Source organism: Luteimicrobium album, assembly GCF_030161555.1.
Classification (GTDB): domain Bacteria; phylum Actinomycetota; class Actinomycetes; order Actinomycetales; family Cellulomonadaceae; genus Luteimicrobium; species Luteimicrobium album.
The window spans coordinates 1,062,094-1,081,107 of the sequence record NZ_BSUK01000001.1; the positions used below are offsets into that span (position 1 = coordinate 1,062,094).

24 protein-coding genes, 1 tRNA gene and 2 pseudogenes are annotated in these 19,014 nt (G+C 70.1%); 19 read left to right on the forward strand and 8 right to left on the reverse strand.

Features of this window, described 5'->3' with window-relative positions; all coding sequences use genetic code 11:
* Positions 1-56 precede the first annotated feature (56 nt).
* Positions 57-677, forward strand: coding sequence for a hypothetical protein (locus QQK45_RS05390; protein WP_284292386.1), 621 nt, complete (start codon positions 57-59; stop codon positions 675-677).
* A 317-nt stretch (positions 678-994) separates the two neighbouring features.
* Here the strand turns inward: QQK45_RS05390 and QQK45_RS05395 are convergent.
* Positions 995-2,274 (reverse strand): IS3 family transposase gene (locus QQK45_RS05395; protein WP_284292387.1). Its coding sequence is split into 2 segments (ribosomal slippage): positions 995-1,971 and positions 1,971-2,274, totalling 1,281 coding nucleotides; the frame shifts between segments, so codons are not numbered across the junction.
* A gap of 98 nt (positions 2,275-2,372) precedes the next feature.
* On the opposite strand from QQK45_RS05395, the gene QQK45_RS05400 reads away from it, so the two are divergent.
* Complete coding sequence (locus QQK45_RS05400; protein WP_284292388.1) at positions 2,373-3,056, forward strand: hypothetical protein; 684 nt, start codon at positions 2,373-2,375, stop codon at positions 3,054-3,056.
* A gap of 117 nt (positions 3,057-3,173) precedes the next feature.
* A complete protein-coding gene (locus QQK45_RS05405) occupies positions 3,174-4,238 on the forward strand; it encodes a hypothetical protein (RefSeq protein ID WP_284292389.1) in 1,065 nt (354 codons plus the stop codon).
* Positions 4,239-4,250: 12 nt separating this feature from the next.
* On the opposite strand, the gene QQK45_RS05410 is transcribed toward QQK45_RS05405, so the two are convergent.
* On the reverse strand, positions 4,251-5,147 hold the full coding sequence (locus tag QQK45_RS05410) for an HpcH/HpaI aldolase/citrate lyase family protein (RefSeq protein ID WP_284292390.1): 897 nt from the start codon (positions 5,145-5,147) through the stop codon (positions 4,251-4,253).
* A gap of 98 nt (positions 5,148-5,245) precedes the next feature.
* Positions 5,246-5,737, reverse strand: coding sequence for a hypothetical protein (locus QQK45_RS05415; RefSeq protein WP_284292391.1), 492 nt, complete (start codon positions 5,735-5,737; stop codon positions 5,246-5,248).
* Positions 5,738-5,951: 214 nt separating this feature from the next.
* Between QQK45_RS05415 and QQK45_RS05420 the strand changes: the two are divergent.
* Together QQK45_RS05420 and QQK45_RS05425 are read left to right on the forward strand one after the other, a co-directional pair.
* Positions 5,952-6,185, forward strand: a pseudogene (locus QQK45_RS05420) (Y-family DNA polymerase); the annotation flags it as partial.
* Positions 6,186-6,247: 62 nt separating this feature from the next.
* The gene (locus QQK45_RS05425; RefSeq protein ID WP_284292392.1) at positions 6,248-7,234 is read left to right on the forward strand and encodes a DinB/UmuC family translesion DNA polymerase; all 987 of its coding nucleotides are present in this window, start codon (positions 6,248-6,250) and stop codon (positions 7,232-7,234) included.
* On the opposite strand, the gene QQK45_RS05430 is transcribed toward QQK45_RS05425, so the two are convergent.
* Positions 7,225-8,322, reverse strand: coding sequence for a type I restriction endonuclease (locus tag QQK45_RS05430; protein WP_284292393.1), 1,098 nt, complete (start codon positions 8,320-8,322; stop codon positions 7,225-7,227). The genes QQK45_RS05425 and QQK45_RS05430 overlap by 10 nt on opposite strands.
* A 697-nt stretch (positions 8,323-9,019) precedes the next feature.
* Positions 9,020-9,157 (reverse strand): hypothetical protein, encoded by a 138-nt coding sequence (locus QQK45_RS05435; RefSeq protein WP_284292394.1) that lies wholly within the window; start codon positions 9,155-9,157, stop codon positions 9,020-9,022.
* A 141-nt stretch (positions 9,158-9,298) separates the two neighbouring features.
* Here QQK45_RS05435 and QQK45_RS05440 point away from each other — a divergent pair, with 141 nt between their 5' ends.
* Together QQK45_RS05440 and QQK45_RS05445 are read left to right on the forward strand one after the other, a co-directional pair.
* Positions 9,299-9,586, forward strand: coding sequence for a tryptophan-rich sensory protein (locus QQK45_RS05440; RefSeq protein WP_284292395.1), 288 nt, complete (start codon positions 9,299-9,301; stop codon positions 9,584-9,586).
* Entirely contained in the window at positions 9,478-9,810 is a 333-nt protein-coding gene (locus QQK45_RS05445; protein WP_284292396.1) for a tryptophan-rich sensory protein, read from the forward strand. Before QQK45_RS05440 ends, QQK45_RS05445 begins: the two co-directional genes overlap by 109 nt.
* Positions 9,811-9,840: 30 nt before the next feature.
* Here QQK45_RS05445 and QQK45_RS05450 read toward each other — a convergent pair whose 3' ends face one another.
* Complete coding sequence (locus QQK45_RS05450) at positions 9,841-10,005, reverse strand: hypothetical protein (protein WP_284292397.1); 165 nt, start codon at positions 10,003-10,005, stop codon at positions 9,841-9,843.
* Between the two features lie 103 nt (positions 10,006-10,108).
* On the opposite strand from QQK45_RS05450, the gene QQK45_RS05455 reads away from it, so the two are divergent.
* From QQK45_RS05455 to QQK45_RS05475, 5 genes are all read left to right on the forward strand, one after another.
* Positions 10,109-10,753 (forward strand): ArsR/SmtB family transcription factor, encoded by a 645-nt coding sequence (locus tag QQK45_RS05455; RefSeq protein WP_284292398.1) that lies wholly within the window; start codon positions 10,109-10,111, stop codon positions 10,751-10,753.
* Positions 10,750-11,013, forward strand: a complete 264-nt coding sequence (locus QQK45_RS05460) for a hypothetical protein (RefSeq protein WP_284292400.1) — start codon at positions 10,750-10,752, stop codon at positions 11,011-11,013. The genes QQK45_RS05455 and QQK45_RS05460 overlap by 4 nt, the downstream gene beginning before the upstream one ends.
* Positions 11,013-11,471 (forward strand): MFS transporter, encoded by a 459-nt coding sequence (locus QQK45_RS05465; protein WP_348525336.1) that lies wholly within the window; start codon positions 11,013-11,015, stop codon positions 11,469-11,471. Before QQK45_RS05460 ends, QQK45_RS05465 begins: the two co-directional genes overlap by 1 nt.
* On the forward strand, positions 11,387-11,977 hold the full coding sequence (locus QQK45_RS05470) for an MFS transporter (RefSeq protein ID WP_284292402.1): 591 nt from the start codon (positions 11,387-11,389) through the stop codon (positions 11,975-11,977). Before QQK45_RS05465 ends, QQK45_RS05470 begins: the two co-directional genes overlap by 85 nt.
* A 274-nt stretch (positions 11,978-12,251) precedes the next feature.
* Complete coding sequence (locus QQK45_RS05475; RefSeq protein ID WP_284292403.1) at positions 12,252-12,698, forward strand: Hsp20/alpha crystallin family protein; 447 nt, start codon at positions 12,252-12,254, stop codon at positions 12,696-12,698.
* A gap of 120 nt (positions 12,699-12,818) precedes the next feature.
* Here the strand turns inward: QQK45_RS05475 and QQK45_RS05480 are convergent, their stop codons facing one another.
* Positions 12,819-13,001 carry a hypothetical protein gene (locus QQK45_RS05480; protein WP_284292405.1) on the reverse strand — a complete coding sequence of 61 codons (183 nt, stop codon included), beginning with the start codon at positions 12,999-13,001 and terminating at the stop codon, positions 12,819-12,821.
* Between the two features lie 849 nt (positions 13,002-13,850).
* On the opposite strand from QQK45_RS05480, the gene QQK45_RS05485 reads away from it, so the two are divergent.
* The 3 genes and pseudogenes from QQK45_RS05485 to QQK45_RS22965 all read left to right on the forward strand — a co-directional run.
* Complete coding sequence (locus tag QQK45_RS05485) at positions 13,851-14,849, forward strand: IS481 family transposase (protein WP_284292406.1); 999 nt, start codon at positions 13,851-13,853, stop codon at positions 14,847-14,849.
* A 44-nt stretch (positions 14,850-14,893) separates the two neighbouring features.
* Positions 14,894-15,895 carry a DUF1254 domain-containing protein gene (locus tag QQK45_RS05490; RefSeq protein ID WP_284292407.1) on the forward strand — a complete coding sequence of 334 codons (1,002 nt, stop codon included), beginning with the start codon at positions 14,894-14,896 and terminating at the stop codon, positions 15,893-15,895.
* Between the two features lie 26 nt (positions 15,896-15,921).
* A pseudogene (locus QQK45_RS22965) lies at positions 15,922-16,041 on the forward strand (DUF1214 domain-containing protein); the annotation flags it as partial.
* Positions 16,042-16,546: 505 nt separating this feature from the next.
* On the opposite strand, the gene QQK45_RS05495 reads toward QQK45_RS22965, so the two are convergent.
* Positions 16,547-16,619 (reverse strand) — tRNA-Arg (locus QQK45_RS05495).
* Positions 16,620-17,035: 416 nt separating this feature from the next.
* On the opposite strand from QQK45_RS05495, the gene QQK45_RS05500 reads away from it, so the two are divergent.
* The 4 genes from QQK45_RS05500 to QQK45_RS05515 are packed head-to-tail and all read left to right on the forward strand — an operon-like array spanning position 17,036 to position 19,012.
* Positions 17,036-17,635, forward strand: a complete 600-nt coding sequence (locus QQK45_RS05500) for an ABC transporter ATP-binding protein (protein ID WP_431310232.1) — start codon at positions 17,036-17,038, stop codon at positions 17,633-17,635.
* On the forward strand, positions 17,632-18,270 hold the full coding sequence (locus QQK45_RS05505; protein ID WP_284292408.1) for an FtsX-like permease family protein: 639 nt from the start codon (positions 17,632-17,634) through the stop codon (positions 18,268-18,270). The genes QQK45_RS05500 and QQK45_RS05505 overlap by 4 nt, the downstream gene beginning before the upstream one ends.
* Positions 18,267-18,866, forward strand: coding sequence for a hypothetical protein (locus QQK45_RS05510; protein WP_284292410.1), 600 nt, complete (start codon positions 18,267-18,269; stop codon positions 18,864-18,866). Before QQK45_RS05505 ends, QQK45_RS05510 begins: the two co-directional genes overlap by 4 nt.
* Entirely contained in the window at positions 18,860-19,012 is a 153-nt protein-coding gene (locus tag QQK45_RS05515; protein ID WP_284292411.1) for a hypothetical protein, read from the forward strand. The genes QQK45_RS05510 and QQK45_RS05515 overlap by 7 nt, the downstream gene beginning before the upstream one ends.
* Positions 19,013-19,014: the final 2 nt, after the last annotated feature.

Consider the following 19,014-nt stretch of genomic DNA (forward strand, 5'->3'; position numbering starts at 1 on the left):
AGAAGACCCTGTCAATCTCCTGCCCGTGTCCGGGGCAGTCAGTAGGGTGCGGTCACATGGCAGGGGACGAAGACAATGCCCAAAAGGTGCTCCGCCGAGCAGAACGCTGGGTTGCTCGACAGCCGTTCTGGCGAGATGAGGCTGACCATCTCGCCGAACTGATCGACTGCGCGGACCTTGAGCGCTTTCGACACCACGCGGATTGCGGGGAAGACCTCGGCGAGCACGGCGTCAGCAGGATGCTCTGGCTCGATGTGATCGGCCTCCTCTGCGAATGGGCATGGCGTTTTCCACGGCCCTGCGGGGTCGCGCGGCGCCAAGGGCCCGAAGCGGTCGTCCATGCGGCGTTCGACTTCATCGAGCTCCAACTCGCAGCCCGGTGGTTCCCCCGCTGGTACGGCTACACGCTCAACGTCGTCGACGATTGTGTCGAGGTACTCCGCCCGCGGCGTATCACCGCCTTCGTCCTGGACACGGTCCTGACCGAGGCCGGATGGTCGGAGAACCGGGCCATCCCCGCATTGCCCGATCGTGCGCGCTCGGAGATCGAGCGCCTCGATCGCGGCCTGCAGCGTCTGCCTATGTCCGAGCACCGGGCGTACAAAGCAAGGGAGTTCCAGAATGCAGAAGTCACTGTGGCTGCCGCCCTGCGGGACGCACCCTCCCCTTCCGGCTAGAGGTCGTCGACCCGGCCGACAGAATTCAGGACGTTCCCGTGCGAGCGATCCTGCGAGTGTGGCACTCGTTGTACGCGACGGCGGCCGCCCGTGATCTCGTCGCACTCGCCCTGCGCTTCCCGCATCGGACGTGCGTCCGAGTCTCGCCCGAGGCGCTGGCACGGGCGACTATGAGGCACTTCCGCGACGCCGGCACGTTCAGTGAAGTGTCGCGCGCGGTCGAGCTGCTGACCTACGGTCGTGAGAAGTGCGCTCGGATCAACACAGCTTCACCAGCGACGGACTATGAACCGCACTGGCTTCTGTAGAGGCTCGATCTATTTGATTTCGGCCAGGGCGTTGGGGCCCTGCTGGGTAGCGTAGAACGCCTCCTCGAACTCGGTAGGCGGGACGTCGCCAAGGTAGCCGTGCAGCCGCTGGCTGTTGTGCCAGTAGACCCAGGACAAGGTCGCCAGTTCGACGTCCTCGACGGTGCGCCAGGGCCCCGTGCGAGCAGGGCCGCGGATCAGCTCAGCCTTGTAGTAGCCGTTGACGGTCTCGGCCAGGGCATTGTCGTAGCTGTCGCCCACGGTTCCGATCGAGGGCGTCGCGCCGATCTCGGCCAGCCGCTCGCCGTAGCGCAGCGAGGTGAACTGCGACCCGGCGTCGCTGTGACACCGCAGCCCGGGCAGGTTCGTGCCGCGGGACCAGCGGGCCATCTCGATCGCGTCCAGCACGGTCTCGGTCCGCATCGTCGAGGCGCACCGCCAGCCCACGATCATCCGCGAGTAGGCGTCGATGATGAAGCACACATAGGCGATGCCGGCGAACGTCGGGACATAGGTCAGGTCGGTCACCCACAGCTGGTTCGGGCCGGTGGCGGTGAAGTCCCGTTTGACCAGATCCGGGTGCCGGGCAGCGGTCGGGTCCGGCCGGGTGGTCTTGACCCGCCTGGTCCGTCGAGCGCCTTCGATGCCCTCGGCCCGCATCAGCCGGGCGACCTGGTCACGGCCGATATCGTGGCCGGCACGCCGGGCGGCCTTCCACAGCTTCCTGGCCCCGTAGACCCGAAAGTTGTCGTGCCACAGCTGGCGCAGCAGCGGGCGTAGCTTCGCGTCACGCACCGCCCGGGCCGAAGGCGGCCTGCTCTTCGTGGCGTAGTAGGTGCTCGCAGCCACCTGGATCCCCGCAGCGCGTAGGACCGTGCAGATGGGCTCGACTCCGAGCACCGTGCCTTCGACAACGTCGTGACGGTTCGCGTCGATGAACGCGACTACCTCTTGTGCTGGCGGTCGAGCTCCGCCCCGAAGAAAGACGCGGCCCGCTTCAAGATCTCGTTGGCCCGGCGCAGCTCGCGGTTCTCCTGCTCCAAGGCCGCGATCCGATCGCCTGCTTCGCTGCTCACGCCAGGCTTCACACCGGCGTCGATGTCGGCCTGCTTGACCCACGAGCGCACCGACTCCACCCCGTAGCCGAGCTGCTGTGCGACCCGCTGGACCGTGCCGTGCTCGACCCCAAGCTCAGCCCGCAGCGTACGGACCATCCGGACCGCAGCATCCTTCTCCTCCTGGCTGTACCGACGCGTCGTCGGCTTCCCAGGCTTGTGCTCCTTCGGCATAACTCCATCCTCGTTTCAAAGGGCTGGAGCCTCCAACAGAGCCAGTGCGGTTCACTACGGCATCTTCCCCTTATCAGGGGTGAGGGGGAGTTTGCATCATGCCGAACGGCCTCGCCACGGAGAACGACATCGAGCGTGTGATCCTGCGCCTGGCAGGACAGAACCCCAAGCACTTCGGTCGGGACTTCGCCAAGCGGATCGATCACGGAGCCAAGCTCGCGGCCGGGCTCAGGAAGACCGTGCGGGGACCGATTCTCATCAGCACCGAGGTGGCGATGCGGCGCGGCGCCACCTCGGTCGGCGACCTCGATGTGGTGCTCGTCGACCCCGCTGAGAGGACGGGTCTCGCCATCGAGTGCTCTGGAGGGATCGGGACCGCCTCCGGCTGGGAGTTCGACAGCGCTCGCGCCAAGCTCGAGGACAAACTCAGAACGCAGCTTCCGCGTTTGCAGTCCTCGCTCGCGGACCGTGCCGTCCACAAGGACTTTCCCCATGGTTGGCCCGATCCTGAAGACATCGCCTGGAACTGGGCCGTGGCAGGCTCGTCGTTCCAGGGATGGGATCTCGGACCAAGCGGACTGTTCGAGGCCAGCCTGGACATCGCGAGCTACCTCGGGCCTTACGACCGCTTGAGCGATCTCGTCGCGAGGCTGAGGGATCCTGATCCCGGATGCGGCTACGAGGTCGAGCACCATCGGCAACGGATGTTCGACTTTGACTTTGGAATCGACCGGATCGAGGTCGCCAGAGGCCGACGCCACCGGGCTCTCTCACCCCCGTAGGAAGGTGCACAAGCCGGGACACCTTCCCGCCCGTCCATTGTGTACGCGACCGGGGGTCACGGCCCTCCCTCCGTCCATGGGGGTGACGACGCCCCTCGTCGGAGAGAAGGTGTACCCATGGTCCGCACCGGTCCCGCCGCACAGACCTTCGCGCTCGGGCGCGTCGGCGGGCGTATGCCCCACGCCGGTCTGTGCCTCCAGTTCACGCGCACCGTGTTCAACGTCGGCCCGCGCTACCCGTCCGCGGTCTCCGCCTGGGAGCACGCGACCCACCGGCACACGACAGCCCCGCCCCGGGGCGCCGTCGTGCCCGTGTTCTTCCGGACGCCGTCGCCGTACCGGCACGTCGCGGTCGCCCTCGGCAACGGCAAGGTCGTGTCCACGAACGGCGCGGCGATCAGCCTGTGGTCGAGCGTCGAGCACCTCGCCGACGCCTTCCGCGGTCCCTACCTCGGCTGGACCGAGGACATCGACGGCGTCCGCGTCCACACGGGCGCGCCCCACCGCCGGATCCCGGTGACCGGGGTCTGGGGCTCGCTCACGACGACGGCGCTCCAACGCCGGTTCGGCACCCCGGCCGACGGCGTCATCACCGGCCAGGTCCGGCTGCGCGCCAACGCGAACGTCGCGTCCCTGCGCGTCGGCACCGGCGGCTCGATGCTGGTCGTGGCGATGCAGCGCTGGCTCCGCACCGCCGTCGACGGCCAGCTCGACGGCGTCACCATCCGCGCGCTGCAACGGCGGTTCGGTACGACGGTCGACGGGACGATCTCGAGGCCGTCGTCGCTCGTGGAGGCGATCCAGCGGGCGCTCGACGCGCCCTCGTCCGTGCTGCCGGGCGAGGGGATCGCGCCCGCGCCGGTGATCCCCGTCTCGGCGTTGCCGCCGTTCCTGCCCGGCGTGCCGGGAGTCCTGGTCCCACCCCTCGGCGTCCCCGCCGACGACGGTGTGCTCGCCGACGGCACCACGCTCCCGCCCGACCCCATCGACCTCAGGCTGGTGACCGGCGACCTCGTGCCCGACGACGCCGCGGCCGACGCGGCGGTCCCCGACCTCGACGTGCCCGACGACGCAGACCCCGGCCTCGACGCCGACCACCTGCTCGAGGACGCACCCCAGGACGAGGAGGCCGGGCTCGACAGCCCGGAGCCGCCGTCGTCGGACGCGCTCACCCGCGCCTGAGGCGGCCGCGCGTCAGCTCGGGTTGACCCCGAACGCGCGCGCGAGCCGGTCGATCTTCTGCGCCCGGCCGAGCCGCGGCAGGTCCGACCCGTCGCGGATCACGCGGCCACGGGCCTCGAAGTCAGCCAGGAAGTCGCGCGCCCACGCCACGTCCGAGGGGGCCGGGCTGATGACCTCGTTGACGACGGGCACCTGGTCGACGTCGAGGACGAGCTTGCCCGTGAGCCCCAGCGACACCGTGACCCCCGACTGCTCGCGCACGACGGGGTGGTTGCGGGACGTCGTCGGGCCGTCGATGGGGCCGGGCAGCGAGCCGATGCGGCTCGCGACGACGAGGCGCGACCGCGGATACGCCATCGCGAGGTCGTCGGCGGAGGTGCCGGTGTCGCGGCGGTAGTCGCCCGACCCGAACGCGAGCCGGAACGCCCCGCGCGCCTGCGCGATGTGGACCGCCTCCTCGATCCCGAGCGCCGACTCGACGAGCGCGAGCACCGGGGTGCGGCCCCCGAGCCGGTCGAAGGTCTCCGTGACGTCCTGCGCGGCCTCGGTCTTCGCGAGCATCACGCCCGCCAGGCCGGGCAGCCCGGCGAGGGCGTCGACGTCGTCGGACCAGAACGCCGTCGACCGGTCGTTGATCCGCACCCACGTGTGACCGTCCCCGTCGCCCAGCCATGCGACGACCCGTTCTCGCGCCTCCGCCTTCGCCGAGGGGTCGACGGCGTCCTCGACGTCGAGCACCACCTGGTCGGCGCGCGACCGGGCCGCACCCTCGTAGTCCCCGCTCAGCGCGTTGACGAGGAGCCACGACCGCGCGATCGCCGGTGCGACCGGACGCGGGGCGCGCGGGGGTGTGGGGGCGCCGTCGGACGTCCCGGCGGGCGGGGTGGTGGGGCGGTCGTCGATCGTCATGCGCTCTTCCTGCGGGGGTGGCAGGGCGCGACGGTGCGCCCGTCACGGCAGCCTCTCACACGCGGGTGTGCGTTCCGGCGACGCCGGGCCCGACGACCTCAGGCGGGCAGGACGGCGCGCAGCGCCATGTCCCGGGCCGTCGCGAGGACCCGCGCCGAGTGGCCCTGGCCGTGCACCGCGTCGTCCGCGTCGAGGAGTGCGCCGAACGCCTCGACGAGCTCCGCGTTCCGTGCCTGCACGGGGATCGGGTCGACCGACGCGGGCACCACCTCGACTGCGTGCCGCGGCAGGTGCGACGAGGCCCCCGGGATCCGCACGATCTCCCCCGCGTGCTCCCGCGCCCGACGACGCACCTCGACCCAGGTGTGCGCGCTCAGCCCACCCAGCTCGACCGGGAGCGGGCGGTCGGCCGCCGCGACGGCGCGCGCGACCGTCGAGACGAGGAGGTCGTGGAACGTCGGGTCCAGCCGCCCGCCGACGAGGAACCGCACGTCCGAGTCACGACCCGCACGGACCGCCTCGACCGCAGCGACGAGATCGAGGATCGCGTCCGCCTCTTCGGCCCGGCGCTGGTGTTCCGACGGCGTCATGGTGCCTCCCTGTCGGGCCGGCCCCCGCTGACCCTCTTCCCCTATCCACGCGCACGCCTCGCGGGCGTGCGCGTCGGAGAGCGGGTGAAATCGCGCGGGGCCTCTTGCGCGCCGTCGTCGGGACGCGCGGGCGGTGCCAGCCGCGAGATGCGGGCCTGTCGGTGCACGGCGACGGGCTGGACGTCGAGCCACCCTCTGTTCGAACATATGTTCTATGAAGTCCGCCCGCCGGGCAGCCGTGCTGCACGCCGATCTCGACGCGTTCTACGCGTCCGTCGAGCAGCGCGACGACCCGCGCCTGCGGGGGCGGCCGGTCGCCGTCGGCGGTGGGGTCGTCCTCGCGTGCTCGTACGAGGCCAAGCGGGCCGGGGTTCGGACGGCCATGGGGCTGCGCGAGGCGCGCGGCCTGTGCCCGGGGCTGATCGTGGTCCGGCCTCGCTTCGACGCGTACACCACGGCGAGCCGCGCGGTCTTCGACGTGTTCCACCGCACCACCCCGGAGGTCCAGGGGTGTCGATCGACGAGGCGTTCCTGGACGTCGCGGGCCTGCGGCACATCGACGTGCCGCCCGTCGAGATCGGCGCACGGCTGCGGGCGCTGGTCCGGGACGAGGTGGGGCTGGCCATCACCGTGGGCGTCGCGCGGACGCCGTTCCTCGCGAAGGTCGCCGGCCGGGTGGCGAAGCCGGACGGCCTGCTGCTCGTCGAGCCCGACGGCGAGGACGCGTTCCTCCACCCGCTGCCCGTCGAGCAGCTCTGGGGAGTGGGCGCCGTGACGGCGGCGAAGCTGAGGCGATACGGGCTCGTCACGGCCGGTGACATCGCCGCCCTGCCTGACGTCGCCCTCCGTTCGATGCTCGGGCCGGCTGCCGGGCGGCACCTGTTCGCCGTCGTGCACGGGATGACACCCGAGCGCGTCGAGACCGGCCGACGCCGAGGCTCGATCGGGGCGCAGCGGGCGCTCGGGCGCGGCCCGCACCGGGAGGGGTTCGTCCGTGCCGCGCTGCTCGGGCTGGTCGACCGCGTGTGCCGGCGGATGCGTGGGGCGCACCGGATCGCCCGGACCGTCGTCCTGCGGCTGCGGTTCGACGACTACACGCGCGCGACCCGCTCGCACACGTTCCCGCACGCGACCGACTCGGGCGACGACCTCGCCGCCGCTGCGCTCCTCCTGCTCGACGGCGTCGCCTCGCTGGTGCAGGAACGCGGGCTCACGCTCGTCGGGGTCGCGCTCACGAACCTGGCCTCCGACGACGTCGTCCAGCCCGCGCTCCCCTCGACCTCCGCGGGGTGGCCGGGACGGGCGCGAGCCCGCCGCGCCCGGTCGACGGCAGCCGCCGGGAGACGCACGGGCTCGACGTCGCCGTCGACCAGGTCGCTGAACGCTTCGGCTCCGGGAGCGTGCGTCGGGCGAGCCTCCTGCGTCACGGTGAGGGGTTCGCTGCGCCGCAGCTCTCGGAATCTACCGACGACGACCGCTGAACCTGGTCAGTCGTAGTAGTGGGCGGCCTTGCGGATCTGCTCCGCGAAGGCGTAGATCTCGTCGAGTGACTCGATGGGGTGGCGGGTCTCGTTCTTCTGCTCGTCGAACAGGCCGAGGTACTTCTGGCCCGTGTTGAAGTGCAGCCGCGCCAGAGGCTTGCGGTTGTTGTCGTCGAGCAGGATGCCCATGTAGCTCTTGGTGTCGCGCGCGACGATCCGGGCCGGCGGGACCTCGCTGCATGCGATCGCGCGGACGATCTGGTAGCCCTCCACCTCTTCGAGGGTGGTTTCGATTCCTCTCTCGTCGCGACCATCGGCAGCGCGGGCGACGCTCTCACCAGCAGCCTCCTCGCCAGTCAAGGGCGCTGCAGCCGCCTCTGTGTAGGCCTGGCCACCGAGGGCGGCCTTGATCCTGTCGTTGACCTGGTCCGCGAGGAACTGCTTCATCGCCTTGCCCACGAGCATGCGGAACTGCTCTCGGACCCTCTGCGTGAAGGAGCCGTCGTAGACCCGATTCGTGAGGCCCTTGATCCACTCGTCGTCCGGGTCCCTGAACTGCGCAGCGAGTGCGCGCTTCAGGTCCCCGATGTACTTGAGCTCCTCGGCAGCGTTCACAACCGAATCAAGATCGAACGCATCCTTGGTCAGCTTCTGCACCTCGGGAATTAACATCTCGTCGAGATCGAGCAGGTCGAGTTGGAGGAAGGGCTTCTCGTCCATCCGATTCGGCCGCTCGAGATCGGTGAAGAAGTGGTAGGTCTGTCCGTTCGTCAGGATCGCGATCCTCGCGTTGGTGGTCGCGAAGTAGCGGAAGAGTTGGGATGCGTGGTTGACGCTCAACGCCGACCCGATCGTCTTCACCTCGATGAGGATCTGGAGCTCGCCGTCCTTGACGATCGCATAGTCGACCTTCTCGCCCTTCTTGGTACCGACATCTGCCGTGAACTCAGGAACGACTTCGTTCGGATCGAAGACGTCGTACCCAAGGACCAACGAGATGAAGGGCATGACGAAGGCATTCTTCGTCGCCTCTTCCGTGCCGATCGTCGACTTCTGCTGCTGAATCTTCGCCGCCAGTGACGCCAGCCGCTCGCCGATCTCCACCCTGCACCACCTCACCGTTGAAAGGGCTGCTCGGACGGAGCCTAGCGCCGCGGGCAACAGTCGGATAGAGAGAGATTCGCGACGCAAGGGGTGAAATAGGCGCGCCCTCGCCCGAAGCTCCAGCTGTCGAAATCGTCCGTCAGGGGGACCATCTCGGCGCACCTGTTGTCACCGCTTGCAAGCGCGAAGCCGAACCGCTGCGTCGCCGCCAACCCGAGCTCCGCGAGCCGGCGATGGAACGGCTTCACCGAGGAACCGCCGAACGAAGCAGCGGAAACTTGGCTTCCCAGATCGCTCGACAGCGGGCCGGCAGCTTGAGCTCCCCCACACCCGAGACAGTGTCTTGCCATCGATGTACTCCCGTTGCTGCGCGACGCTCCCCTCCCGCAGCACCCGCGTGTATAGCCATCGAAGCCGCACCGGGGTCGGACAGCGCGTAGGTCGGGTCGAGGCTCGTGTCGATCGGCGGCGGCAGCCGGACCTCCCCCGACGTCGGGCCCTGCAGCTCGTCGAGGGACTCCGGGGTGTCGTAAGGCAGATGGTCGGCGTAGCTATACCCACGAGGCACCTTCCGGGGCCAGAGCGTCGAGCGCTCCATGCTCGCCGCCCGACAACCGGACCGACACCGGGCTGTTCCTGCGCTCGGCCACTGACACCTCCATCACTCCGACCGCCCGTTCGGACGTAGCGCATTCGACTACGTCGATCGCAAGGGCCGGTCGGGGACTCCGCGGTGAGCGTCTGCCTGGAGCGCGAACAGCGAGGCGTACAGGCCCTCGCCGTCGACGAGCTCGTCGCGCGTGCCCTCCTCACAGATCCACCCGCCGTCGAGCACGACGATCCGGCCGGGGAGCCTTTTGACGACGTCCTAGCGCCTGCGCCCCATCGAACGCGGCCCGCAGTGCCGCGCCACCTGGAGACGGACGATTCACCTGACGAGGATGCCTAGAACGGCGGCGGCGCTAGCGTCGGGACGATGACGGTCCGCGATCTCGTCCGACGCTTTTCCTCCTCGCCGCCCGTGCTCGCCGCCACGAGCGCGGCGACGCTCGCGACGGCTGTCACCGGGAGCCTCGCGACCGACGTCGAAAGCCGGTGGTACCGCCGGCGCGAGCTGCCGCCGTGGCAGCCGCCCCGCCTCGCCTTCCCGGTCGTGTGGACGACCCTGTACCTCGACATCGCCGTCACGTCGGCGGCCACGCTGACGAGGCTCCGACGCACCGACCCACGCACGCGCGTCGTTTCGGGCTCGCGCTCGGCCTGAACCTCGCGGCGAACGCCGGCTGGACGGTTCTGTTCTTCCGTGCCCGACGACCGTCGGTGGCAACCGTCGGTGCGCTGGCGCTCGCCGCGAGCTCAGCTGACCTGGCCCGCCGCGCCGCGGCCGCCGACCGCGCGCACGGCTGGGCGCTCGCCCCCTACGCGGCGTGGTGCACGTTCGCGACGGCGCTCAGCGCCGACATCTGGCGGCGCAACGGAGACGGTTGAGCATGTGAGGCTCGCCCCCGGCGGCCGACGTCAGCTCTTCGCGTTCCGCGCCGACCGCCGCACAAAGCTGATGATCAGCGTGCCGACGAACAGGATGAGGCCGATGATCGCGAGCCACAGGAGACCCTTGATGGCGAACCCGAGGACCGCAAGCACGGCCCACACGACCAGCAGGACGATCACGAGAGTCAACATCGCACCAGGCTAGAAAGGGTTGAGGATCTACGCATCGGGACCGGCACCTCGAGTTATACAAGGACTCTTGTGCATGCCGTCCGAGCGGACCAGGCTTGTCCTCATGCCACGCAGAACCGCCGCGGAGCGGCACTCGGACTCAGCGCCACCGGCGGACCTGCCCGACGCGCCTGCGGGAGCCGCCCTGATCGATGCGTTGGTCGCGCTGCACCACCCGGTACGGCGTCGCATCTTCGAAGTCTTGAGTCAAGAGGGTCCTGCGACGGTCGGGGACCTTGCATGTCGGCTCGGCCTTCCGGTGGGCTCGATCAGCCATCATCTGAAGCCCCTGCACCGGGCCGGGTTCGTCGTGCCGGCGCCCGAGCTAGCGCGCGATACCCGGGAGTCCTGGTGGCGGGGAGTCACGAGACGGTTGTCGTGGAGCAGCGACGAGTACACCGGCGGAAGCGTCGGCCGGCAGATGGCGGATACCGCGGAGCGAGCGAACCTCGACTACCTCACCGCTGCGGTGGTGCGGTGGATGCGCGATCGCGACACGCTGCCGCCGCAATGGCGGCACGGTCTGGCGACCGACACCTTCCTCCCGGCGACTGCGGCACAGATGGAAGACCTCACCGAACGCATCACCGCCCTTGTCGGGCGATGGACGACGGAAGTGCGCGCCGACGCCGAGGAACATCCCGACGCCGAGCGCCGACCGGTGCGCATGATCGCGCGCGTCTTCCCGAGCGAACCTGGTTCCGTGTGACGACGCCTGCCGGGCCACAGCTCATCGGGACGGAACCGCCGGCCGTCCGGCGGGACCGCATGGTGCAGGCGTACGTGCTCGCCGCGCTGGTGTCCGCGACCGGAGACACCGTCTTCACGATCGGACTGGCCTGGACCGCGGTGCATCTCCTCGCCCCTGCCACGGCGGGCCTGGTCCTCGGCATCGAGATGCTGCCGCAGGCGCTGTGCACGCTCCTCGGTGGCGTCATCGCGGATCGCTTCGACACACCCGCCGGGTGATGATGGCCGGACAGCTCTCCCGCGTGGCCGTCCTCGGCCTCGCCACGATCGCGTGGCGGAGCGGGCTGCACGCAGGCTCGGTGCTCTTCGTCGTCGCCGTCTGCTTCGGGACGATCAGCGGGCTCAGCAGCCCGGCCGCGTCGACGCTCGCACGGCAGCTGGTCCGCAGCGACGATCTGGTGACGGTGAGCGGATGGTCACAGACCGGCTCCCGCCTCGCTCGGTTGCTCGGCGCACCGCTGGGCGCGGCCGTCATCCAGTGGGGGTTCGGCGTCTCGATGCTCGTCGACGGCCTGACCTTCCTCGGCGTCGCCATGGTGCTGCTCCTGGTCGTCCGCACTCGATTCCGGCTCCCCGCGCCGCGAAGGAGTCCGTGGGGGCGTCGTTGCGATCGGGCTGGGACTACATCCGTCAGACCGCCGTCGCGCGCGTCTTCTTGGTCGGCCTTGCTGCGCTGAACGTGTTCGTGACACCGGTCTTCTCCATCGGGGTCGCGCTGCGGGTCTCGCAGTCCCACTGGGGCTCGGGCTGGTTGGGCGCCTCGGAAGCCACGTTCGCGGCTGCGGCGATCGTGGGCTCCGTCGCCGGCGTCCGCTGGCAGGGCGACCACCTGCCGCGCAGGGCTTTCCTGGTCCTCGTGCTTCAAGGCGTCAGCCTCGCGACCGTCGGCCTGCCGAGCCGCATCGCCCTCGTCGCGGGCATGACACTGGTCGGCCTCACCGCGGGACTGGCCTCCGTCTGGTTGAGCGGGTCGTTCCAGCGGATCATCGCACCGAGCCACCTCGGTCGGGTCTCCTCGGTCAGCAACCTCGGCGACCTCCTGCTCACGCCCGCGACAGTCTTCCTCTTCGGCCTGGCCGCAGGCCGGTCATCGGTCCTGGTCGCGACCGTGTGCAGCGGCCTCGCGATGAGTGTGCTGTGCGCCGTGTTCGCGACGAACCGCCAGATCAGAACGTTGCGCTGACGAAGAACGCCCCCACGCACCGACACAACGCGCGCAGGCACAGGGCCGGCGTCGTGGCTCGTGACGCACCGCTCACCCATCGAGCCTCGGCAGCCGGGAGTACGCCTCGCCGGGGACCGCACGCGGCGACCCGCCTGCCCGACGGAGCAGGGTACTTGGCACTCGGCACCGCGGAGTGCTAATAGTTGGGTGTAGCCCTCCGGCGGACCAGGGTCCGCCGGGCGATGCTGAGGTCCCGGAGGGCCCGGGACCGCGACCGAGGAGGTGACGGGCAGTGGCTACTCGATTCGACCCCTTCCGCGAGATGGACCGCCTCATGGGTCAGGTGCTCGCATCCGACCGCGCCGCGGCGACGATGCCGATGGACCTCTACCGCTCCGGCGACCACTACGTCCTCAACGTCGACCTTCCGGGGGCCGATCCCGGGTCGATCGACATCAGCGTCGAGGACCGTACGCTCACGATCCGCGCTCAGCGCTCCTCGCGCACCGAGCAGGACGTGCAGTGGCTGGCCAAGGAACGGCCTGCAGGGACCTACGCTCGGCAGCTGACCGTCGGACGTGGGCTCGACCTCGATGCGATCGCCGCGACCTACGACGACGGCGTCCTGACACTGACCATCCCGGTGGCCGAAGAGGCGAAGCCGCGACGCATCGAGGTGCAGCGCCGTGGTTCCGCCACCGCGATCGAGTCCTCCGGGACGGCAGTGAGCGCGGCATAGCGCGGCAGGCCGCTCCGTCGGCCGCCACGGAACCGACGAAGGGCCCGGAACCGTTTGCGGTTCCGGGCCCTTCGTGTGTGCGCTCGGAGGGATTCGAACCCCGCAAAGACCTGATCGCAGTCAGAGAAGTGTCTCACCAGGGTTTTGATCCGGCGCCTCGGTGAAGGTGGAGAGTACGAGGGCTGCGGCAGTGATCTCGCTGAAGCAGGTCAGGTCGTCGGCGTGAGCGTTCGTCGGAAGACTCAGCGGGTGCAGGACGCCGATGCCTGCGCCCTGGTAGCCCTTGTCGGTCAGTGTCGGCACTCCGCGGCGCTAGCGGGGTACAGCGCGGGCGGCACGTGGGCGCGGGCGGCGACGATGCCGTGAGTGAGGGCCGGGGCTCACGGGCGAGACCAACACCGGGTACTCGGACGCGTCGCACACGACTGGGATATTGCCGCCGTAGCGGTGCTGCTTGCCCGAAGGCCAGGAGTCGGTGCCGGAGGGGTTCTTCGGCCGCCCGTGCAGCTGAGCGATCGGCTCGAGGGTGCCGTCCAGGCACACGAACGGCTACTGCTCGGTGCGGGCGATGGCCAGCACGTCGTGCAGGCCCGGGGCATGGGAGGCGATGACGCCAATCGCCTGGTGCAGATACCGGTGGGCGGTGGCCAACGAGACCCGGCGTCTCGCGCGAGCACACGGATGCCGGCGGCGTCCTCGAACCAGCACACCACCAGCAGCGCTCGTGCCTGCGACGTGGCGGCAGGCTGCCAGGGGCCGGTCTCGTGGGTCACCACCGGGCGGACCCCCGCAGGTCAGCGCGACGTCGCGCCCTTGAACTCACCGACCCTGGGTGGGAGGCACCGGACCCCGTACCGCCGTTGACATCCTTTCCGCCGTGTGGACTTCCCGGCGGCTCGCGGACGAGCTCGTCTTGTTGCGCGGTTTGCGGCGGCACTCAGGTTCGGTCTTCACGGCTCACCGCTCCGCGGCACGGCTTCCTACCGCGCGGACGTCAGTCTCGCCCTAGTGTGACGATCATGATCCCCGCCCTAGCTGTGATGTCCAGGGACGTTGTTTCGGCGACACGGCCGTGAAGAGCTGAGGGGTGAGGGCCTCCGGTTGTGAAGTGGAGTTGTTGAGTTCAACCGCTTCACGAACCGGGAGGCCCTCGTGTCCCACGCTAACGCTGCTCTGACCCCGCGTGCCCGGCTGCGGCTGGCGCGCTTGATCGTCGAGGATCACTGGTCGCCGCAGGTCGCAGCGAAGATGTTCATGGTCTCGCCCGTCACTGCCCGCAAGTGGGCGGCCCGGCTGCGTTCGGAGGGACCCGCCGGGATGGCCGATCGTTCGAGCCGACCATGGTCGATGCCGACGAAGACACCACTGCCCGTGGTTAAGCAGATCGTGAAGAGGCGGTGGCGACGCCGACTGGGACCGATACAGATCGCCGGCGAGCTCGGCCTGCCCGCATCGACCGTTCACGCGGTCCTGGTGCGCTGCCGGATCAACAGGCTCAGCCATATCGACCGAGTTAGCGGTGAGTCGATCCGCCGTTACGAGCACGACCACCCCGGCTCGCTGATCCATGTCGACGTCACGAAGTTCGGCAACATCCCCGATGGTGGCGGCTGGCGATTCGTCGGACGCGTCCAAGGCGAGCGCAACCGGGAAGCCACCGCCAACCGCACGAAGAACAGGAACCACCGTCACGAGCCCAAGCTCGGCACTGCGTTCGTGCATACCGTGATCGACGACCACTCCCGCGTCGCCTACGCAGAGATCCATGCCGACGAGAAGGCAGACACCGCGATCGGTGTCCTGCGCCGCGCGGTGTCCTGGTTCGCTGCCCGCGGCGTCACCGTCGAGCGGGTTCTCTCGGACAACGGGTCTGCCTACAAGTCCCACGCCTGGCGCGACGCCTGCACGCAGCTCGGGATCACCGCGAAGAAGACCCGCCCCTACCGGCCGCAGACCAACGGGAAGATCGAGCGCTTCCACCGCACCCTCGCCGACGGCTGGGCCTACGCCCGCTTCTACGGATCCGAATCCGAGCGCCGATCCGCGCTACCCGGCTGGCTCCACTTCTACAATCACCACAGGCACCACTCCGCCATCGGAGCCCCACCCATCAGCAGGATCGACAACAACCTGCCTGGACATCACACCTAGCACGTGAGACCGCACGCGATGCCTACGTCTACGCCTACCCGCTGGTGCTCCAGCACGTGACCTGCCAGCAAGTCACGAACGTCCGGGCCCCCGCCCAGCCGCTCGGACCCATCAATCAGATCGCGCACGCCCGGGAGCTCCCAGGACCCGAGTTCACCGTCGTCGTACGCCCTAACGTCGATACGCTCTATTCCTCGGGATTTCTCGACCTAAGCCCCGAGCCGATGATCTTCACGGTCCCCCAGACCGAGCGGTACTTCATGCTGCCGCTCTACGACATGTGGACCAACGTCTTCGCCGTGCCTGGGACGCGCACAACCGGGACCGAGACAGCTCGGCACTACCTCATCGCCGCCCCCGACTGGGCCGGCGAGATCCCCGCAGGCGTCGAGCTCATTCGTTCCCCCACGCAGATCGCATCCTTCATCGGCCGCACACAGGTCAACGGGGCCGACGATCTTGCCGCGGTTCACGCCTTCCAGGACGCGCTCACCCTCAGGCCACTCAGTGCCTGGGGTGACGAATACACGGCCCCAGCGGGTGCCGTGGATCCGTCGATCGACATGCGCACACCCCCGCCTGTGACGGTCGACACGATGACGCCGCAGGACTTTTTCTCCCTGTTCACGTCTCTGTGGAGCGACAACCCGTCGGCGCTCGTCGACTACCCGATCGTGCACAGGATGGCGCGCATCGGCCTCGAGCCCACCTCGCCGTTCGACCTGTCAGACCAGCCCGCGGACGTCCAGGCGGCGATCGTCGAGGGCATCGGGCTGGGACGCGCGGACGTCCACGCAGAGAACGACCGACTCAACGGGGACAACCAGCACGGCTGGGTCGTCACCCAAGAAGGCGGCTCATACGGGGTCAAATACCTCCTGCGCGCAGGCGTGGCCGAATGGGGCCTGGGGATGAACCTGCCCGAAGATGCCGTGTACCCCTCTATCGCCACTGACAGCTCAGGGCAACCCCTGCACGGCGACCGTCGATACGCCCTCCACTTCGAGGCTGGCGGACTCCCCCGGCCGATGCCTTCTGGTCGCTGACCGCTTACGACAGCACCGGCTTCCTCATCTCGAACCCCATCCACCGGTACTCAGTCGGGAATCACTCCGATCTCACCCCGAACCCCGACGGATCGGTCGACCTGGTCATCCAAGCCCAGGACCCCGGGAGCGCGGCCACGTCTCGATGGTTGCCCGTCGCATCTGGCGCACCCTTCAACCTCATGCTGCGCCTCTACTCGCCGAGCCGCCGCTACTTCGATGACCACTGGACGCCGCCACTCATCGAACAGGTCGGCTGATCGATAGCCCGCGGGTCGGGCGTCGGGGCGGCCCGTGGAGCGGTGCTCATGTCGTCGTCGAGGTCGAGCGCAGGGACCCCGCAGGGTCGGCCCGCGCATCGGGCCGGCGTGCGAGAGCGAGGCACACACCGGTGCGTGGTGACCGACGTACGGGCCGGCGATCGACCCGTTGCAGACCGGGTAGGGGCACCAGTTCGCCGCGATACCGGGGCCGCAGGGTGAACTGCGGGTGATCTCGCGCCGCCGACACGACGCTGGTCGTTTCGAGCAGGTGAAGTGAAGCCATGCGTGCACCACTGTGTGCACTGTGCCCCCGAGCTGGCCCCCAGACCGAAAGCGTTAAGGAACGACGAAGGCCCGGAACCGTTGCGGTTCCGGGCCTTCCAGTGTGTGCGCCCGAAGGGATTCGAACCCCCAACCTTCTGATCCGTAGTCAGATGCTCTATCCGTTGAGCTACGGGCGCGCGGCCCAGTTCTCTCGAACGGGCCGTCGGAAACACTACCGTGCCCGACCCCGCTTCCTCAAACCGTATGACCGCCGAACAGGCCAAGGAGGCCCGTCCGAGACCGACGTCACACCCGCGACGGACCCTCCGCTCCCCGGGGTCCACCCGGAGTCGCACGCGTACCACCGCAGGTCCCGACCTCCGCCCGACGCGCCCCGGCCCTCTCGGACGGGAGGCTGGGACCATGACGCAGCCCATCCTCTCCCCCGCCCCGGCGAGCACGACGCAGCCCGGGCTCCCCGTCGGTCAGCGTCCGACGACGCCCACCCCTCGTCGCGTCCGGCCTCGCCAAGACGTACGGGACCGAGGGCGCGACGACGCACGCGCTCGCGGGCGTCGACCTCACGATCACGCCCGGCGAGTCGGTCGCGATCATGGGCCCGTCGGGGTCGGGCAAGACGACGCTCCTGCACTGCCTCGCGGGCATCATCACGCCGACGTCGGGCGCGGTGCTGTGGCGCGGCGAGGATCTCGCGTCGCTGTCGGAGGCACGCCGGACGGCGCTGCGCCGTCAGGACTTCGGCTTCGTCTTCCAGTCGGGCCAGCTCCTCCCCGAGCTGCCCGCCGTGGAGAACGCGGCCATCCCGCTCATGCTCGACGGCGTCCCGCGCACCGAGGCGACACGCGTCGCCGCCGGGTGGCTCGCCCACCTGGGGCTGGCGGGTCTCGAGCAGCGTCGGCCGGGCGAGCTGTCGGGCGGCCAGGCGCAACGTGTCGCGATCGCGCGCGCGCTGGTGGGATCGCCGGGCATCGTGTTCGCGGACGAGCCGACGGGTGCCCTCGACCAGGCGACGGGCGCCGAGGTGCTCGCCGTCCTGACGTCGGCGGCGAAGGCGTCGGGCGCGGCGCTCGTCGTGGTCACGCACGACCCGGGCGTCGCGCGGCACTGCGGGCGGACGCTCGCGATGCGCGACGGCCGCGTCGTCCGCGAGTTCGTGGCCCCCGCGGCGGACGCCGCCGAGGCCGACCGGTGAGCGGCCTGCGTGCCACGGCCGGGCTGTGGTGGCTGCTGCGCCGTCGGGCGCGGGAGGCGGGCGGCTCGCACGAACCCGAACGTCTCACGACGGCTCTGGCCGTGGTCGCGTTCGCGACGGCGACGGCGATCCTGCTCGTGGTGGTCGGCGGGTTCCTGGCGTTCGTCGCGCGAGCGGGCGGGTCGGCGGGCATCGCCGAGGGCCTCGACGCCGACACCACCTCGTACACGACCCAGTACCCGCTGTACGCGGGGATCGCGTCGCTGCTGCTCCTCGTGCCGCTCGTGACCCTGGGCGGCGCGGCCGCCCGGCTCGCGGCGGCCCGACGCGACGCCCGGCTCGCGTCCCTGCGGCTCGCGGGCGCGACGACCGGCCAGGTCACGCTGCTCACCGCGCTCGACGCCGCCGCACAGGCCCTGGTGGGAGCGGTGATCGGCGTCGCGGGCTACGTCGCGCTGATCCCGCTCGTGGCGCAGCTCCGGTTCCAGAGCCGCACGTTCGACCTCGGCGAGCTGTGGGTGGGTCCGTGGGTGATCCTCGGCGCGGTGGCCGGCGTCGTGCTGGTCGCGCTCACCTCGGCGTTGGTGAGCCTGCGCCGGGTCGCGATCACACCCTGGGCGTCGCGGCCCGCGTGACCCCGCCGGCGCTGCGGTGGACGCGTGCCCTGCCGTTCCTGCTCGCGGGCGTCGCGATGGTCGTGGCCATGAACACGCCGTGGGCGTCGGCGGCGATCGTCGTCGCGGTGCTGACGACCGTGCTCGTGGGCGGCTTCGCGACGCTCAACGTCGTCGGCCCGTTCGCGATGTCCCTCGCGGGCCGCGCGGCGGCCGGACGCGCCCGCCGCGTTCCCGCGCTCCTCGCCGGCCGCCGCATCGTCGACTCCCCGAAGACGGCGTGGCGCTCGGTGGGCGGCGTCGCTCTCGCCACCTTCGTGGCCGGGCTGACCAGCGTCTTCGCCCTGGTCGACCCTGCCGACCAGCCGTCCGCCGACCGTCTGATGATGGCCGACCTCAAGACCGGGGGTTCCTCACGCTCGCCATCGCGGGGATCCTCGCGGCCGTCTCGACGGGCGTCCTGCAGGCGGGGCGCGTCATCGACCAGCGCACCGAGTACCGGGCGCTACGCCTCGCCGGGACCGACGAGCGCACCCTCGACCGGGCCCGCCTCGACGAGACGCTCGTGCCCCTCGTGGTCGCGGTCGGCGTCGCGACCGTCGGCGCCCTCATGCTGATGCTGCCGGTCCTGGGCGTGTCGGCCGTGGCGAACGTGGCCGTCGTCGGGCAGTTCCTGCTCTGCGTGCTGGGAGCGTCCGCGCTCGTCCTGGCGGCGACCTGGACGACCCGCGCGGTGGCCCACACGCTCGCCGACAACTCGTGACC

Coding starts and splice junctions, on each gene's coding strand:
- QQK45_RS05390 (WP_284292386.1), top strand. CDS start 57: ATGGCAGGGGACGAAGACAATGCCCAAAAGGTGCTCCGCCGAGCAGAA.
- QQK45_RS05400 (WP_284292388.1), top strand. CDS start 2,373: ATGCCGAACGGCCTCGCCACGGAGAACGACATCGAGCGTGTGATCCTG.
- QQK45_RS05405 (WP_284292389.1), top strand. CDS start 3,174: ATGGTCCGCACCGGTCCCGCCGCACAGACCTTCGCGCTCGGGCGCGTC.
- QQK45_RS05410 (WP_284292390.1), bottom strand. CDS start 5,147: ATGACGATCGACGACCGCCCCACCACCCCGCCCGCCGGGACGTCCGAC.
- QQK45_RS05415 (WP_284292391.1), bottom strand. CDS start 5,737: ATGACGCCGTCGGAACACCAGCGCCGGGCCGAAGAGGCGGACGCGATC.
- QQK45_RS05440 (WP_284292395.1), top strand. CDS start 9,299: ATGACGGTCCGCGATCTCGTCCGACGCTTTTCCTCCTCGCCGCCCGTG.
- QQK45_RS05450 (WP_284292397.1), bottom strand. CDS start 10,005: ATGTTGACTCTCGTGATCGTCCTGCTGGTCGTGTGGGCCGTGCTTGCG.
- QQK45_RS05455 (WP_284292398.1), top strand. CDS start 10,109: ATGCCACGCAGAACCGCCGCGGAGCGGCACTCGGACTCAGCGCCACCG.
- QQK45_RS05465 (WP_348525336.1), top strand. CDS start 11,013: ATGATGGCCGGACAGCTCTCCCGCGTGGCCGTCCTCGGCCTCGCCACG.
- QQK45_RS05500 (WP_431310232.1), top strand. CDS start 17,036: ATGGGCCCGTCGGGGTCGGGCAAGACGACGCTCCTGCACTGCCTCGCG.
- QQK45_RS05515 (WP_284292411.1), top strand. CDS start 18,860: ATGCTGATGCTGCCGGTCCTGGGCGTGTCGGCCGTGGCGAACGTGGCC.